Genomic DNA, 15,019 nt, shown 5'->3' on the forward strand with positions numbered 1-15,019 from the left:
CTCTTACTGACGGGGTGTCAGGCAATACAGGCATTCCAGCCAACCTTCTTGAAGTCCGCCACCACATCCACGGCAAGTAACAGTGGTGAGGGCCCTGGCCCGTTGTTCCGATTCAAGGCCCGCATCCGTCAGCACCATCCGGTCCACCTCCTCCAGGGTGGTGTGACCTTCGCGTACGAGATCAAGGCTGTAGCCGAGCAGTGTTTTCATGCCTGACTCCAGGGCCAACTGCCGGACGAGATCAGTGGTAGCGCCTTTGGCGACGGATGCGGCCAGGGCTTCATTCATTCGCAGCACTTCGTACACACCGATACGGCCCTTGTAACCGGTTCCCTGACAGCTGGGGCATGGTGTTTCAGGTCCCTCATGATGCTTCGCCTTGAAAAAGGTGACATCGCCTTCATGGCTCGTTATCAGGCCAAAGCGTCCTAATTCTTGGGAATCTGGGTGGTAGGAAATGCGGCAATCGCTGCATATGCGCCTGAGCAAGCGTTGAGAAACGATGCCGAGCAAGGATGCGCTCACCATGAACGGTTCAACGCCCATTTCGTCGAGTCGGGCGATGGCGCTTGGGGCATCGTTGCAGTGAAGGGTGGTCAAGACCAGATGCCCTGTAAGAGCTGCTTCGATGGCAGTTTTTGCTGTTTCCTGATCGCGCGTCTCACCCACCAACAGCACATCTGGGTCCTGGCGCATGAAGGCGCGAAGAGCAGTGCTGAAGTCAAATCCTTTTTCTCGATTCACTTGACATTGAGTAATGCCAGGCAATGTGTATTCAATGGGGTCTTCTACGGTCGAGATATTGATTCCGGGTTCGTTGCGTTCCGCTAACAAGGAATAAAGAGTTGTCGATTTACCAGATCCTGTTGGGCCGGTCACAAGAATCATGCCGAATGGTTTTGAACCAAGGGTTCGTACAAGCTCGAGTGTGGTGGGATTAGAGATGAGTTTATCTAGTCCTAATTGAGTCGATTGACTATCGAGTAAGCGTAGACATATTTTTTCGCCATATCGGCTTGGTAGGCTGTTTACGCGAAAGTCAACAGTTCTTCCTTTGTATTGTCTACGAATCCGACCATCCTGAGCTTGCCTCCGTTCAGCGATATCAAGATCAGCCATAATTTTGAATCGCGAGGTTATAGCCGGAATTAATTTAGTGGGGAGAGGTTGTGCTAAATTCGTTAAAACGCCATCCTTCCTAAGTCTAATTTGTAATCCAGAATGTTGTGGTTCTACGTGGATATCACTGGCACTCATGTCTAATGCTTTGATCAAGATACGATCCACCAGTGTCACAATCGGAGATTGATCAGCATTTAATGGATTGATGTCTAGAGAGGAGGCCGAATTACTCTGAATTTCAGCATCGTCAGGATCGGCATTTAAGATGCCTTCAACATCAAATCCATCGAGAAGAGAGTTGGCCGTCTCGCTTATAGATGTTTGGTTGATATTGGAATCTGATTCGAAGGCTTGTGGATCAAGAATCCGCTTTAGATCCGCTGCATTGGCAAGGACGAGCTTGGAGATATAGCCATGGCTTCTTAAAATCTGCTTGAGTTGTTCTCGATGGTTTCGGTCGCTGCTGCTTGCGATGGCCACCATGAGGCCGTCGTCGCTGAGATGGATGGGGAGCGCTTGAAGTTGCTTCCAGGTTTCCAGGTCCAAAACCTTCCCAGATTGCAGGAGTGCTTCTCCAGCGGCGATCTCTACTTCTGAAATCAGCTTTGCCGGCAGAGCAGGCGGCAGGGGCATTCGGTTGGAGTCGGCGCTCATGCTGATTCGGCTTTCCGCGCTTGTGGTGGGTGCATGTGACCCTTCAACATGTCTAGACGTGATTTCGCATCTGGTCAGCATGAGCGGCGACGCTTCCATCCCGGCTAACGAATCGGCATCGGATGTTCCCGAAGCCCAGCAGGACCCCACCCCCTCTGTCGAGGAAACCCCCGGCGCTGCTTCTCCCGAATCTGTTTCAGAGGGAGCTCCCTCTGGGCAGAACAATGAGGCGCGGCTTGAGCAACTGGAGCGTGAGCACAGCACCCTCCGCCAAGAACACGAAACCCTGAGTGCTCAATACGTGCGCATCGCGGCCGACTTTGACAATTTCCGCAAGCGTCAGAGCCGGGATCAGGACGATCTGAAGTTGCAGATCACCTGCAGCACCCTGAGTGAAATTCTGCCTGTGGTTGATAACTTCGAACGCGCTCGTCAGCAACTTGATCCCCAAGGAGAAGAAGCGCAATCGCTGCACCGCAGCTACCAGGGTCTCTACAAGCAACTCGTTGACGTTCTCAAGCAATTGGGTGTGGCCCCGATGCGGGTGGTGGGTCAAGAGTTCGACCCCAGCCTTCACGAAGCGGTGCTGCGCGAACCCAGTGACGAACATCCAGAAGACGTGGTGGTTGAAGAATTGCAGCGCGGTTATCACCTCAGCGGCAAGGTGTTGCGTCACGCTTTGGTCAAGGTGTCGATGGGACCTGGACCTCAGCAGTCAGATGCAGCTGCCCTTGGAACTGAGGGCGGCGATAGTGCACCAACCCAAGGGGATGACGGCTCTTCAACGCCGGAGGCGAGCGAATGATTCAAAACTTGTGCCTAGTGTGCGCAGCGGAATGACGAGCTGATGGCCGATTACTACGACCTCCTAGGCGTGAGCAGGGATGCAGACGCCGACACCCTGAAGCGCGCCTACAGGCGTATGGCTCGCCAATATCACCCTGACATCAATAAGGATGCAGGAGCTGAAGATCGCTTCAAGGAGATTGGTCGCGCCTATGAGGTGCTGAGCGATCCCCAAACCCGCGGGCGCTACGACCAGTTCGGTGAGGCCGGGCTCGGTGGAGGCGGTGGCATGCCCGATATGGGCGATATGGGTGGCTTTGCAGACATCTTCGAAACCTTTTTCAGTGGGTTCGGTGGTGCTGCTAGTGGCGCAGGTCGTCAGCGAAGGCGAGGGCCTCAACAGGGAGATGACCTCCGCTACGACCTCACGATTGATTTTGATCAGGCTGTGTTTGGTCAAGAGCGGGAGATTCGCATCCCCCACCTCGAGACTTGCACCACCTGTAGTGGCAGTGGTGCCAAAACAGGGAGTGGTCCCACCACCTGTGGCACCTGTGGCGGAGTTGGGCAGGTGCGTCGTGCCACGCGGACGCCATTTGGGAATTTTGAGCAGGTGGCTGAATGCCCCAGTTGCAATGGCACTGGACAGGTGATTGCTGATCCCTGCAGTTCCTGTGGTGGTCAAGGGGTCACGCAAGTCCGTAAGAAATTGCGCATCAACATTCCCGCTGGTGTCGATACAGGGACCCGATTGCGGGTGTCTGGTGAGGGCAATGCCGGCCTGCGTGGCGGACCGTCCGGAGATTTGTATGTTTTCCTCACGGTTAAATCCCATCCGAGCTTGAGGCGAGACGGGCTCACCGTCCTGTCAGAGGTGAAGGTGAGTTACCTGCAGGCGATCCTTGGAGACACCATTGAGGTGGAAACTGTGGATGGACCTGAATCGCTGGAGATTCCAGCCGGCACCCAGCCCAATTCCGTTTTAACGCTTGAAAACAAGGGCATTCCCAAGCTGGGCAATCCGGTGGCCCGTGGTCACCAGCGCATCTCCGTCACGGTGACCTTGCCGACCCGCCTCAACGATGAGGAACGCGGTCTTCTTGAAGATCTGGCTGGACATCATTCAGCCCGTGGTGAGCAGCACCACCACCATAAAAGCGGTCTGTTTGCCCGACTCTTCGGGCAACGCTGACGGATGCGTGACGCCCCCTCCGATCATTATCTGGATCTAAGGGGCACCCCCTGTCCAATCAATTTCATTCGTTGTCGTTTGGCCTTGGAGGCCATGGGCCCTGGGCAGCATTTTCAGGTTGATCTCGATCGGGGTGAGCCTGAGGAGATGGTGATACCGGGGCTTACTCGGGAGGGTCATCAGGTGGAGGTGATCGACCAAGCCAAGGATTGGGTGCGTCTTCAGGTGGTGTGTGGTGGTGGTTGATCAGCCGGCTCAGTCCGGCATGGTTGTGGCGCTCCAGGCCAACTACTTGGAAGTGGAGCTCGATCACGTTTCCGACTTGATTCCCTCACGACTGCTTTGCACGCGGCGCACGCGCTTGAGTCATCGCGGGGAGGCGGTTTTTGTCGGAGATCGGGTCAGGGTAGAAGCCATTGATGTGAGCCATGCCCGTGCGGTGGTCGCTGATGTGGCACCTCGCTTCAGTTTTCTGACACGCCCGCCTGTCGCCAATGCCACCACGGTGGTCGTGGCATTGGCCGTGGACCAACCAGCGTTTGATCCCGATCAGGCCAGTCGTTTTTTGTTGACAGCAGAGCGAACGTCACTTGTTGTGCAGCTGGTTCTCACGAAAACCGATCTCTTAGAGCCGGAGGCATTAGAGACCCTGCGCCTGCGCCTGCATGCCTGGGGGTATCCCCCTTTATTGGTGTCGACGAGCAACGGCCTTGGGCTCTCCAAGTTGAAAGAACGTCTTGCTGGATCGCCTCTTTCTGTGCTTTGTGGGCCCTCAGGCGTTGGCAAGAGCTCCTTGCTGAATGGCCCTGATCCCTGATCTCGAGCTGCGGATCGGCGCCGTTTCCGGACGGTTACAGCGGGGACGTCACACCACGCGGCATGTGGAGTTGCATCGCTTGGGCGCTGAGGCACGCGTTGCTGATACGCCCGGTTTCAACCGGCCAGAGTTGCCAGATGACCCCAGAAATCTTGAGGTGTTGTTTCCGGAATTACGCGCGCAACTCGAGCATCATCCCTGCCGTTTTCGGGATTGTTTGCATCGTGATGAACCTGGATGCGGAGTCACGCGCGCTTGGGAGAGATACCCGATCTACAGGCGAGCCGTAGAGGAACTTCTGGGTCTTAGCCGCCCATCCCGGGGAGGTTGAGATTGAGTCCGCCCGTGAGTTCTTCCATGCGTTCTTTCATCGTGCCGGTGGAGCGTTCATAGGCGGATTGCAAAGCCGCGAGTGTGGCGGCTTCTGTGGCTTCCTGTCCTTCGCTCAGCAGGGTTGGATCCAGCCGCACCCTCAAGGGTTGCTGATTGCCAGATAACCAGATACTGGCTCGACCGTCTTCACTGTTGCCCTCGATCTCCATGGCATCGAGTTCTTCTTGCAGTTTTTGCGCGTCTTGCTGGATTTGTTGAGCCTTTCGGAAGGCCTCGGTGAGCTGTCCGAAGTTGGGAAGTCCAAACCCTGCCATGACGCCAATGAAGTGACGCGAAGGCTAATCGGTCGTTTGAAAGCCCAGGCGTTTCACTTCAGGATGCAAAGAGATTCCGTGTATTCGCTCCACTTCGTTCTGCACGAAGTCGATCAAGGTGCGGATGTCATCGGCCGTGGCATCGCCAACGTTGACGATGAAATTGGCATGCACCGGTGAGACCTCGGCGCCTCCGATGCGTTTCCCCTTGAGCCCTAAGCCTTCGATGAGCTGACCAGCTTTTTCGGGCTCAGGGTTGCGGAACACACTTCCGCAGCTTGGCCATTGGTACGGCTGGGTGGTGGTGCGATGACTGAGGTTGCCACTGGTCTTTCTCATCAACTCCTTGGCGTCGTGGCCTGGCTCTAATTGGAACTGCGCCGCAATCACTAAGTGTTCGCTGCTTTGAAGAAGGCTGTGTCGGTAGTCGTAGTCGAGCTCGGCGTTGCTGAGCATCGTGGTGGTCTTCACCGCGTCCGTTAGCGATCGATCGATCACCTCCACGTAGGTCAGCGAGTCGGCTGTGGAGCCTCCCTGAGCTCCTGCATTCATGGCCGCGGCCCCTCCCACGGTTCCAGGGATGCCAACGGCCCATTCCAGCCCGTGCAAGCCGAGTCTGGCCGCGCGCCTGGCAAGCGTGGGAAGCGGTTCACCCGCTAAAGCCTTCACCTGCCCTGATTCGGCATCTAGTTGGCTGCCTTGCAGGCGGCGTAAGCACAGAGTGAGGCCTGGAAGACCAGCGTCAGCAATCAGCAGGTTTGATCCCGCTCCAATCACTCGGGTGGTGAACCCTTCCGTTTGGGCCCACTGGAGAAGCGCGAGACACTGTTCAACATCATTGGGTTCGGCCAACCATTGCGCTGGACCTCCCACCCGCCAAGTGGTGTAGTTCGCGAGGGACACCTGCTGTTGGAGAACCCCAGACTCGAGAAGGGCATTCAGGCTGCGATCGCCGGTGAACATGACGCCTCTCCTCCAATTCCTTGCTGGGACAGACGGTCCCAGAGACTGTTCACATCACCAGCACCCATCGCCAAAATCAGGTCTTCAGGCTGACTGTGCTGCATCACCAGTCCTGTGAGCTCTTCCATCGTGTTGGCCACAAAGACGGGTTGATGGGGATCCATCAGCCGAATGGAGCGTGCCAGAAGCTCACTATCGATGCCCTCGATTGCTTGTTCACCGGCGCCATAAATCGGCGCAAGAACGAGGGCGTCAGCAGATAAGAGTGCCTGGGCAAACGCGTTGAGAAATTCTTGAGTCCGGCTGTAGCGGTGCGGTTGGAAAACAGCGAGAAGGCGTTGGGGTGTGCGTGGTAGGGGGCTTCGGCCGCTTTGCACCATCAGTTGGGCCATGGTCAGAGTGGCCTGAACTTCGCTGGGGTGATGGGCATAGTCATCCACCACTTGTCGGTTTTGCCACTCTCCACGGAAATCAAAGCGGCGACCTGGTGAACGCAGTTCTGCCACAGCCGACAGAAGGGCCTCCAAGGGAACACCTTCCATGCGGCAGGCCGCTAAGGCCGCCACCACGTTGCTCAGGTTGTGCAGACCAGGCAGGGGAAGGGTGATTCGACCCATCAGCTGTCCTTGTTCGTAATAGTCGGCGATGGTGCGATCCCCATCAAGTTGCACAGGCAAAGCGGCGTAATCGGCGGTTTCGCAGTGGTGAATAGACCAACAGGCATCGGCTTGGAAGTGTTCTTGAAGAATCGGATCGTCTTGATTGATCAGCAGGCGTTTGCAGCTTCGGCCAAAGGTTTTCATCGTCTCGATGAGGTCGTCGAGATTGCGGTAATGGTCCGTATGGTCCAGTTCGAGATTGGTGATCATCCCGAGGCTGGCCTTGAACTTCACCAGGGATCCATCCGATTCGTCTGCCTCAGCCACCAGCAGACGACCGTTTCCGCTGTGACCGTTGCTGCCATAACAGGGGACGACACCACCAATCACGGCGGTGGGATCTTCGCCAACGGTGGCAAGGAGCGTTGTCACCACAGTGCTTGTGGTGGTTTTTCCATGGCTACCGGCAACAGCGATCGCAGGTTGTTGTTCGATCAACCAGGCCAGAAGGTCGGAGCGATGCCAAATCGTTAAATCCAAACGTCGCGCTTCGATCAACTCTGGATTGGTGCTGGGAATGGCCGTACTGACCACCACCAAGGGCGCGTTAACGCCTCGCTCGCTGAGGTGGATGAAATTGCTGGAGACCTGGCTTTCGAAGAGGGCGAGTGCTTTCCTCTCAAGCGCCTGCATGGCAGGTGTGAGTTTGCGATCGGATCCGCTCACGGAATGACCTCGTTCCGCAAGAATCAGGGCCAAGGCCGACATGCCGATGCCGCCCATCCCAATGAAGTGAATGTGCTTCTGGGATTGGATCGAATCGGCCAAGGGGAGTCAACGTGAGGACAAACGATAATCCAGCTTTTCCTTGTGGCCAACTGCCCGAAGCTCATTCGCTTGAATTTTTTGGCAGATCAATAGGAGGATTTTCCAAATAAATTCTGTATGATCTGCGGCCAAAACCCCCTACGCGGTAAGACCGCTTTATTTCTGCCATGACCTTGCGCGTTGCCATCAATGGATTCGGCCGAATTGGTCGCAATGTGCTGCGAGGTTGGATCAGTCGCGGTGCTGACACTGGTCTGGAAATCGTGGGCATGAACTCCACGTCTGATCCCAAGACCAGCGCACACCTCCTGACCTACGACTCGATCTTGGGTCGTCTGGATCCATCAGTGGACATCAAAACCACCGATGACTCCATGTTCATCAATGGTAAGGAAATCAAATTCTTCGCCGATCGCAACCCCCTCAATTGCCCTTGGAAGGAATGGGGAGTGGATCTGGTGATCGAATCCACCGGTGTGTTCAACACCGATGAGAAGGCCAGCATGCACATCCAGGCTGGTGCCAAGAAGGTGATTCTCACCGCGCCTGGTAAGGGTGCTGGGGTCGGCACATTCGTGGTTGGAGTCAACGACGATCAGTACCGCCACGAAGATTGGGACATCCTTAGCAACGCCAGTTGCACCACCAACTGCTTGGCGCCCATCGTCAAAGTTCTGGATCAGAACTTCGGCATGGAATGGGGTTTGATGACCACCATTCACAGCTACACCGGTGACCAGAGAATCCTGGACAACAGCCACCGCGACTTGCGTCGTGCCCGTGCAGCGGCCCTGAACATGGTGCCAACCACCACCGGCGCAGCCAAGGCTGTTGCCCTGGTTTACCCCGAAGTGAAGGGCAAGCTCACCGGCTTCGCCATGCGCGTTCCCACTCCCAACGTGTCCGCTGTTGACCTCACCTTCGGAACCTCCAAGGGCCCATCGGTTGAAGATGTCAAAGCAGTGATGAAGAGTGCCTCGGAAAATGGCATGAAGGGAATCATCAAGTACAGCGACTTGCCCCTCGTTTCTACCGATTACGCCGGCACCAACGAATCGACCATCTTTGATGCCGATCTCACCTACGCCATGGGTGACAAAGCTGTGAAAATTCTTGCTTGGTACGACAACGAGTGGGGCTACAGCCAGCGCGTCGTCGACTTGGCTGAGGTTGTTGCCAAAGGTTGGAAGTAACCCTCAGCTTCAAGATCGCCTTCATCTCCAGCCCTCCCTTTTGGGAGGGTTTTTTATGCGCCTGATTAGCCGTAATGGGAGAACCCTGATGGCTGGAGCGGCGCACCATCGTCGGCCCAGAGGATCTTGCCTTTGTCGGCCGTGATGGCTCCGAAGCAATGACTTCCAGGCTGATGCTGTGTCCAGGATTCAGCCCACTCAGGAGGCAGGCTCAGCACGAGTTCGAAATCTTCCCCTCCACTGAGGCACCAGCGATCCCATGGGCCGTCACAGGGCCAGGCAGCGGCGCGTGGGAGAGCCTCTCTGCGCAGAACAGCGCCGTAGCCACTGCTTCGACAGAGACCGGTCACGGCAGCAAGCAGGCCATCGCTGCTATCGGTCCCACCGGCTCGCCAGGGAAGGTGGTCGGGTTTGCAGGCGATCAGGGTCTGAAGGGCATCAAACCTTGGCCATGGGCGCTGGTGGCATCGAATCGCTTGCTCTTTCAGCGTGAGTGGAAGGGATTGTGCGCTGGGGAGAGGTGTGTCTTGCAGGATTGCCAGGCCAAGTCGGCTCAGTCCATGGGGGCCGCTGCTCATCAGCAGATCACCCGGTTGGGCCTGTGCTCGATGCAGTCGCAACGGTCCGACCCGTGCAAACGCACTGATGGAGAGCAGTCGTTGGTTGCCGGTGCTGCAGTCACCTCCCAGCAGAGTTCCACCAAAGTGCCCGAGAGCTTCTGAGATGCCTTGATACACCTGTTCGACCCACCACCAGGATGTGGTTCCTGGTGCTACCAAGCCCACCGTGATCCCCTCCACCTGCTCGGAGCCGCTGGCCGCTAGATCAGACAGGTTGGCGACAACGGCACGCCAACCCACATCGGCTGGGGCGGTGGTGGCATCGCTGAAATGAACACCTTCCACCAGGACGTCGGTGTTCACGAGCAGAGCCCTGGAATCAGGTGGCAGCAAGGCTGTGTCGTCGTTGAGCTGGCCGGGGGGAGCAAAGCGGGCCAGACGGTCCAGCAGCTCCGCTTCTCCGAGTTCGGCCAGCGTGATGCTCACGGCAGCATCAGGCGTGATCTTGCAGGCGATCGGCGCCTTCGATCACTTGGATGCGTTTAATTCCATCGTCAACGCCCAGCTCTTCGAGAACGTCAAAGCCATCCACCACGTAGCCAAAGGCGGCATTGCGCCCGTCCACGAGGTTGAGGCCAGCAGGTGTGAGTTCTGCTTCGTAAAGGAACAGGAAGAATTGCGACGACCCATCATCAAGGGCTTGGTCGGAATGGGCCCAGCCCAGAGTCCCGAGGGTGGAAAAAGGAAGCACGGCTGCTGCTTTGAACAGACCAACGTCCTCGAAGGTTTCGTTGTAGAGGGTGTCGGTTTCGCCTGGAACGCGAATTTCTAGGGGAACGTGGCGTTCCTCTTTGGTTTTTGGGTCGACGTAGCCGATGTCTGGACCTTCCGGGTCTCCGGTTTGAAGGATGTAGAAATCTTCAGCGCGGTTGAAAGGGAGACCGTCATAGAAGCCTTTCAGGCTGAGATCGATAAAAGCGCCTGCTGTGAGAGGGGCGTTGTAGCCGTCCACAACGGCGGTGAGGTTTCCCTGGGTGGTTTCGATCACCACGGTTGCCCGACCAGCAAGCCTTGGTAGGGCATCGAATTCGGAGGGGATGTCAGGCAGACGATCGTCGATCAGTAGGGCTTCGAGATCACCGACTCGGCTCAGAGTGTCGCGACGGATCTGGATGAATCCATCTCTGTCGTTGGCATCTGTTTCGTCTTGAAGCTTGATCAGGTCAGCGCGCACCTCATTGAGGAGCAACTCAGCCTGACTGCGTTGCTCGGCAGGAACGGCTTCAAGAATGCTGTTGCCTCTGGTGGCCACCAGTTTCTGGGTGCGGCTCACCGTGCGTCCCAAAGCACTCCAGCGCTTCGCACGTAAATCGTTACTCGTGGATTCCAGCCGATGTTGAAGCTCGCGGAGATCCTCTTGATTCATCGGCAACGAATCGCGCAGGATCGCCGCAGGATCCTGTACGGCATTGCCTTGAGGGAGGTCTGCCCATACCGGTTTGGCAAGCCAGAGGCCAAAGGCGGCTAGCCAGGCAAGAAGCAGAGCGGTCAGACGGCGGTGAGCCAAGGAGAACCCCAGGTGCTATCAGGACTTTGGCACAGCCGTATGATCCACTGAACCGTTCAGCGGGAATGATCTCCAGCAACGACTTTCGCACCGGCACCACGATCGAGCTGGACGGAGCTGTCTGGCGCGTAGTCGAGTTTCTGCACGTCAAGCCAGGCAAGGGATCTGCGTTTGTACGGACCAAGCTCAAGGCTGTCCAAAGCGGCAGTGTGGTGGAGAAAACTTTTCGGGCTGGAGAGATGCTTCCCCAGGCTGTGCTCGAGAAGTCGAAGCTTCAACACACCTACATGGAGGGCGAAGATTTCGTCTTCATGGACATGTCCTCCTATGAAGAGACGCGCCTAACCGCCAAACAGATCGGAGAGAGTCGTAAATATCTCAAGGAGGGCATGGAGGTGAATGTCGTCACCTGGAATGACAAGCCCTTAGAGGTTGAATTGCCGAATTCGGTTGTGTTGGAGATCGCTCAGACCGACCCCGGTGTGAAGGGAGACACGGCAACCGGCGGGACGAAACCTGCCATTTTGGAAACCGGTGCGCAGGTGATGGTTCCCCTGTTTTTATCGATCGGCGAAAAAATTAAGGTTGATACTCGCAACGACACCTATCTGGGACGGGAGAACGGTTAATCATGCAGCTCGACCACGATCAGCTTCACACCCTGCTTGCCGCTCTCGTCGAGAGCGATATCCAGGAATTTCGCCTCGAGGGAGACGACTTCCGTTTGGAAGTGCGTCGCAACCTTCCTGTCACCACGGTGGCTGCACCCCTTGCGCCAGTGGCGTCTGCACCGGTTGCCCCCCCCCAGGACAGTCCTGCTGTTGAGTTACCCGCAGGAACCCCTCCGCCGGCGGCTGGATCTCGCTCAGACCTCTTGGAGGTGACGGCGCCCATGGTTGGCACCTTTTACCGAGCTCCGGCCCCAGGAGAACCTTCTTTCGTTGAGATCGGAACCCGCATCGGTGTAGGCCAAACGATCTGCATCCTTGAGGCCATGAAGCTGATGAACGAGCTCGAATCTGAGCTGGCTGGTGAGGTGGTCGAAATCCTGGTGGAGAACGGCACCCCTGTGGAATTTGGTCAGGTGTTGATGCGCGTTAAACCCGGCTGAGGTCCCAGGCGGCCCGAATCGCTGCCACCATGCTCGTCGATCTGGCTACCCCTTGTCCTGCGATGTCGAAGCCGGTCCCATGATCTGGCGAGGTGCGCAAGAACGACAGTCCCAGAGTGGTGTTGACGGCCTCATCGAAGGCCATCAGCTTCATGGGGATCAAGCCTTGGTCGTGATACAGCGCAAGGATCCCATCGGGTGATTCAGGTTGGCCTCCCCGCTGCCAGGCCATGGCTGCGCTCAGCCAGCAGGTGTCGGGAGGCAGCGGTCCGCTCAGATGGATGTGGGGATGGTTCTGCTGCCACTGGTGGAGTGCTGGGATCAGCCAGGTTGTTTCTTCGCTGCCAAGACGGCCCTGTTCTCCAGCGTGGGGATTCAGGCCAGCGACGAGCAGGCGTGGGTTGGGATTGAACCTCAGGCAGAACGCGCTCAGCACGTCCAGCTTGCGGAGTACGAGCTCGGGAGTGAGCGCAGCGGGAACGTGTTGCAGGGGAATATGCGTTGTGGCGAGAAGGGTGTTCAGCCGCCAGCCATGATTGGGTGAGACGGCTGTGAACAGCATCGAAGCTTGAGGCGCGCCGTCGAGTTCTGCCAGGCGTTCTGTTTGGCCCGGATAGTCATGTCCTGCGGCATGCCAGGCATGTTTTGCAATGGGTGCTGTGACCAGAGCGCTTCGGTGCTCCTGTTTCACACGCGAGACGGCATGGCTCAGCCAGCGAAAACTGGCTGCCCCGCTTTCAGGGCTCGCTGCCCCAGGGGTGATCTCGTCATGGATCGGAAGGTCGTCCATGTCGAGATCGCTGGGATCGATCAGTCGGGGGCACTGTTGGGTTTTCAGCCTGGCGTACGTTTGCTCCAAACTTTTTCGGCAGCCCACAACGAGGGGGTTCAGTTCCTCGGGCAGTCGCGGATCGGCGAGGGCTTTCAAGGTCACCTCCATGCCGATTCCAGCAGGATCACCGAGAGCAATCACCAGGCGGTCGGTAGCGTCAGGGGAGGGTTGAGAGAAGGACATGCTGCGCTGGTTGCTCCTGGGGTTATTGCTTTATGGGTTGGGAACGGCGTTGCGGAAGGGTTGGATTGAAGTGCAATGGCAGCGGTTGTTCGAGGATGCGGGACTTACGGAAACCGATTCAGACAAGCCGATTCCGTTGCACGAATTGCCGATGCTTAAGGCTCCACCTCGGGTTCAGGATTCATCGCGTTGAAGCCTTCCGCATCGAAACAATCCTTGAGCCCGCATGAAAAATCGGGATGCAAAAAGGTGTACCCCAGCTCGTCCCGCAAGAGCGCATTGCTCACTTTGCGGTTGTCTGCCCAGAACGAGAGTGCCATGGGGCTCATGCTGGCTTGGGCTTCTTTGAAGGGGATCGCTGCTGGGAGGGTGCATCCCAAGAGTTCAGCGGCAAACCGTTGAAGCTCGTGCCTGGAGGCGGGTCTGTTGTCGCTGATGTTCACCACCGTTGGTCGCTGTCCTGCTGCGGCGCGATGCATGAGATGCCAGCAGGCTCCAGCGAGGTCATCCACATGGATTCGGCAGAACATCTGCCCTGGTTGATCCACAGGTGTCAGGTTGCCTGAGCGGATGGCAGCTAGGGGGGAGCGGCCAGGCCCATAGATCCCTGGTAGGCGCAGGATCTGGATTGGCAGGCCGCTGTTGCGCCAAAGCTGCTCACACTCCAACCGCTTTTGGCTCCGGAGTTGAGTGGGTTGGGGCTCGTGGGTTTCATCCACCCAGTTGCCATGGCTATTCCCATAGACGCCTGTGGTGGAGAAATAGCCCACCCATTGCAGGGGCAGCTGTTGCAGCTGCTCTCCCAGGCACGACAGCACGGGATCCGTTCCCTCTTTGCTGGGTGGGATGGTGCTGATCAGATGGGTGACGGAGGCGAGCGCGTCGTGGCTTGGCACGATTCCGTTGGCGCTATCAAAGGCCAGATCATCGCTGCCGGATTCTGGGCGGCGGCGCGTGCAGATCACTTTCGTTCCAAGCGCTTTGGACAACTGGGCCAGATGGCCCCCGCTGAATCCAGCGCCGAGGATGCACAACGTGGCATCCGGCGGGAGTGGAACACAACGGTTGACAAGAGCGTTCAGCATCAGTACAAACGTATTAATTGCAGTTTCGTTGTGGCTGATTCTTCCTTTTCACTGGTCCCCTCACGGGATTCCATGCTGCCCCAGAGTCGGCTGTCGCGTCGTGATCGTGCCCAGGCCCAAGACACTCCAAGGCTTCGCACGGCCTCAGCGCTTTTGGCGGCGGCTCTGGTGACAGGCGCCTTCTTGCTGGCTCCAGATCGGCCTGAACAAAGCGCCTCGATCTGTGAGCACTATCACTCTGAGGCGGCCTGTCGGGTGTGGTGATCAGGCTGTACGAAGCCCCCAGTTCTGTTCGTCATCCTCATGGGGGTGGGAGCTTTTTGGCCGTGCAGAGCGGGGTGGGTGGTCGTGTTCAGGCTGAGCCCATTGCAGCAATTTCATGGCGAGGCTCAGATCGCTATCAATCCAGGCACGAATCGCCATGGCGCGGCGAGGATCATAAAAGCGTTGACGCCGGTACCAATCAAAAACATCGGCGTCAGATTTCTGTCCGTTGCACGACAGGCAAGCCGGAACACAATTTTCAGTCACGCTCATCCCCCCACGGCTCAGGGGGAACACATGGTCGATCGATTCAGAAGGTTTGCCGCAATAAATGCAACGGTTGCTGGTGTGGAGATGGATCGATTGACGCCAGCGTCGATTGCGCAGCTTGGGACAGAGATCCTCTAGGAAAACCGCATCCCGGCTGTGCATCCCTATACCTCAGCTATGGGGAGTCTGACGTGAGGGCAGGGTTCGTCAACGTGTCGAACGCTGCATTTTCACGGTCATGCAGTTTTTGATTGATCTATCGACTGTTCAATCGACCAGTGAATAAATCAGTGATCAGTGAGGGTTGTGTCAGCTAGCGCACTTCAGAGCTGTTGAGAGGATTAGC

General features: G+C 57.1%; 17 protein-coding genes and 1 pseudogene. 9 read left to right on the plus strand and 9 right to left on the minus strand.

Going from position 1 to position 15,019, the window contains the following annotated elements:
• Positions 1-3: 3 nt before the first annotated feature.
• A complete protein-coding gene (locus tag DXY38_RS07635) occupies positions 4-1,857 on the minus strand; it encodes a GspE/PulE family protein (RefSeq protein WP_115071266.1) in 1,854 nt (617 codons plus the stop codon).
• Here DXY38_RS07635 and grpE point away from each other — a divergent pair.
• From grpE to rsgA, 4 genes and pseudogenes are all read left to right on the plus strand, one after another.
• Entirely contained in the window at positions 1,856-2,581 is a 726-nt protein-coding gene (gene grpE / locus DXY38_RS07640) for a nucleotide exchange factor GrpE (RefSeq protein ID WP_244279051.1), read from the plus strand. The genes DXY38_RS07635 and grpE overlap by 2 nt on opposite strands.
• Before the next feature lie 42 nt (positions 2,582-2,623).
• Positions 2,624-3,754: a molecular chaperone DnaJ gene (gene dnaJ / locus DXY38_RS07645; RefSeq protein ID WP_115071132.1), complete on the plus strand. Its 1,131-nt coding sequence runs from the start codon at positions 2,624-2,626 to the stop codon at positions 3,752-3,754.
• A 3-nt stretch (positions 3,755-3,757) separates the two neighbouring features.
• A complete protein-coding gene (locus tag DXY38_RS07650) occupies positions 3,758-4,000 on the plus strand; it encodes a sulfurtransferase TusA family protein (RefSeq protein WP_115071133.1) in 243 nt (80 codons plus the stop codon).
• Positions 3,987-4,902, plus strand: a pseudogene (gene rsgA, locus DXY38_RS07655) (ribosome small subunit-dependent GTPase A). Before DXY38_RS07650 ends, rsgA begins: the two are co-directional and overlap by 14 nt.
• Here the strand turns inward: rsgA and DXY38_RS07660 are convergent.
• From DXY38_RS07660 to murC, 3 genes are read right to left on the minus strand one after another with little or no spacing between them, the layout of a single operon-like run.
• A complete protein-coding gene (locus tag DXY38_RS07660; RefSeq protein WP_006854981.1) occupies positions 4,877-5,218 on the minus strand; it encodes a YbaB/EbfC family nucleoid-associated protein in 342 nt (113 codons plus the stop codon). The pseudogene rsgA and the gene DXY38_RS07660 sit on opposite strands and share 26 nt — an antisense overlap.
• 24 nt (positions 5,219-5,242) lie before the next feature.
• Positions 5,243-6,181 (minus strand): UDP-N-acetylmuramate dehydrogenase, encoded by a 939-nt coding sequence (gene murB, locus DXY38_RS07665; protein ID WP_115071134.1) that lies wholly within the window; start codon positions 6,179-6,181, stop codon positions 5,243-5,245.
• Positions 6,157-7,608 carry a UDP-N-acetylmuramate--L-alanine ligase gene (gene murC / locus DXY38_RS07670; protein ID WP_115071135.1) on the minus strand — a complete coding sequence of 484 codons (1,452 nt, stop codon included), beginning with the start codon at positions 7,606-7,608 and terminating at the stop codon, positions 6,157-6,159. Before murC ends, murB begins: the two co-directional genes overlap by 25 nt.
• A 167-nt stretch (positions 7,609-7,775) precedes the next feature.
• Here murC and gap point away from each other — a divergent pair, with 167 nt between their 5' ends.
• Positions 7,776-8,801, plus strand: a complete 1,026-nt coding sequence (gap, locus tag DXY38_RS07675) for a type I glyceraldehyde-3-phosphate dehydrogenase (protein WP_006854984.1) — start codon at positions 7,776-7,778, stop codon at positions 8,799-8,801.
• A 65-nt stretch (positions 8,802-8,866) separates the two neighbouring features.
• On the opposite strand, the gene thiL is transcribed toward gap, so the two are convergent.
• Complete coding sequence (gene thiL, locus DXY38_RS07680) at positions 8,867-9,847, minus strand: thiamine-phosphate kinase (protein ID WP_115071136.1); 981 nt, start codon at positions 9,845-9,847, stop codon at positions 8,867-8,869.
• A 7-nt stretch (positions 9,848-9,854) separates the two neighbouring features.
• Positions 9,855-10,928 (minus strand): peptidylprolyl isomerase, encoded by a 1,074-nt coding sequence (locus DXY38_RS07685; protein ID WP_115071137.1) that lies wholly within the window; start codon positions 10,926-10,928, stop codon positions 9,855-9,857.
• Positions 10,929-10,993: 65 nt separating this feature from the next.
• Between DXY38_RS07685 and efp the strand changes: the two genes are divergently transcribed.
• Both efp and accB read left to right on the plus strand, forming a co-directional pair.
• Entirely contained in the window at positions 10,994-11,557 is a 564-nt protein-coding gene (gene efp / locus DXY38_RS07690; RefSeq protein WP_006854987.1) for an elongation factor P, read from the plus strand.
• Positions 11,558-11,559: 2 nt separating this feature from the next.
• Complete coding sequence (gene accB / locus DXY38_RS07695; protein WP_115071138.1) at positions 11,560-12,039, plus strand: acetyl-CoA carboxylase biotin carboxyl carrier protein; 480 nt, start codon at positions 11,560-11,562, stop codon at positions 12,037-12,039.
• Here the strand turns inward: accB and pdxA are convergent.
• A complete protein-coding gene (gene pdxA / locus DXY38_RS07700) occupies positions 12,026-13,054 on the minus strand; it encodes a 4-hydroxythreonine-4-phosphate dehydrogenase PdxA (RefSeq protein ID WP_115071139.1) in 1,029 nt (342 codons plus the stop codon). The two genes, accB and pdxA, sit on opposite strands and share 14 nt — an antisense overlap.
• Between pdxA and DXY38_RS07705 the strand changes: the two genes are divergently transcribed.
• Positions 13,053-13,247 carry a hypothetical protein gene (locus tag DXY38_RS07705; RefSeq protein ID WP_038014960.1) on the plus strand — a complete coding sequence of 65 codons (195 nt, stop codon included), beginning with the start codon at positions 13,053-13,055 and terminating at the stop codon, positions 13,245-13,247. The two genes, pdxA and DXY38_RS07705, sit on opposite strands and share 2 nt — an antisense overlap.
• On the opposite strand, the gene DXY38_RS07710 is transcribed toward DXY38_RS07705, so the two are convergent.
• Positions 13,210-14,139: an SDR family oxidoreductase gene (locus tag DXY38_RS07710; RefSeq protein ID WP_115071140.1), complete on the minus strand. Its 930-nt coding sequence runs from the start codon at positions 14,137-14,139 to the stop codon at positions 13,210-13,212. The two genes, DXY38_RS07705 and DXY38_RS07710, sit on opposite strands and share 38 nt — an antisense overlap.
• A 30-nt stretch (positions 14,140-14,169) precedes the next feature.
• On the opposite strand from DXY38_RS07710, the gene DXY38_RS07715 reads away from it, so the two are divergent.
• Entirely contained in the window at positions 14,170-14,403 is a 234-nt protein-coding gene (locus tag DXY38_RS07715; protein WP_244279052.1) for a serine protease inhibitor, read from the plus strand.
• Here DXY38_RS07715 and DXY38_RS07720 read toward each other — a convergent pair whose 3' ends face one another.
• The gene (locus DXY38_RS07720; protein WP_115071142.1) at positions 14,404-14,835 is read right to left on the minus strand and encodes an HNH endonuclease; all 432 of its coding nucleotides are present in this window, start codon (positions 14,833-14,835) and stop codon (positions 14,404-14,406) included.
• Between the last annotated feature and the right edge of the window lie 184 nt (positions 14,836-15,019).

Source organism: Synechococcus sp. UW179B, from assembly GCF_900474245.1.
GTDB lineage: Bacteria > Cyanobacteriota > Cyanobacteriia > PCC-6307 > Cyanobiaceae > Synechococcus_C.

Bases quoted from the DNA above. Each gene is read 5' to 3' on its own strand.
- accB (WP_115071138.1), top strand. From the start codon at position 11,560: ATGCAGCTCGACCACGATCAGCTTCACACCCTGCTTGCCGCTCTCGTC.
- DXY38_RS07720 (WP_115071142.1), bottom strand. From the start codon at position 14,835: ATGCACAGCCGGGATGCGGTTTTCCTAGAGGATCTCTGTCCCAAGCTG.
- efp (WP_006854987.1), top strand. From the start codon at position 10,994: ATGATCTCCAGCAACGACTTTCGCACCGGCACCACGATCGAGCTGGAC.
- dnaJ (WP_115071132.1), top strand. From the start codon at position 2,624: ATGGCCGATTACTACGACCTCCTAGGCGTGAGCAGGGATGCAGACGCC.
- DXY38_RS07710 (WP_115071140.1), bottom strand. From the start codon at position 14,139: ATGCTGAACGCTCTTGTCAACCGTTGTGTTCCACTCCCGCCGGATGCC.
- DXY38_RS07650 (WP_115071133.1), top strand. From the start codon at position 3,758: ATGCGTGACGCCCCCTCCGATCATTATCTGGATCTAAGGGGCACCCCC.
- DXY38_RS07660 (WP_006854981.1), bottom strand. From the start codon at position 5,218: ATGGCAGGGTTTGGACTTCCCAACTTCGGACAGCTCACCGAGGCCTTC.
- DXY38_RS07705 (WP_038014960.1), top strand. From the start codon at position 13,053: ATGCTGCGCTGGTTGCTCCTGGGGTTATTGCTTTATGGGTTGGGAACG.
- DXY38_RS07635 (WP_115071266.1), bottom strand. From the start codon at position 1,857: ATGCTGACCAGATGCGAAATCACGTCTAGACATGTTGAAGGGTCACAT.
- murB (WP_115071134.1), bottom strand. From the start codon at position 6,181: ATGTTCACCGGCGATCGCAGCCTGAATGCCCTTCTCGAGTCTGGGGTT.
- pdxA (WP_115071139.1), bottom strand. From the start codon at position 13,054: ATGTCCTTCTCTCAACCCTCCCCTGACGCTACCGACCGCCTGGTGATT.
- gap (WP_006854984.1), top strand. From the start codon at position 7,776: ATGACCTTGCGCGTTGCCATCAATGGATTCGGCCGAATTGGTCGCAAT.
- grpE (WP_244279051.1), top strand. From the start codon at position 1,856: ATGAGCGGCGACGCTTCCATCCCGGCTAACGAATCGGCATCGGATGTT.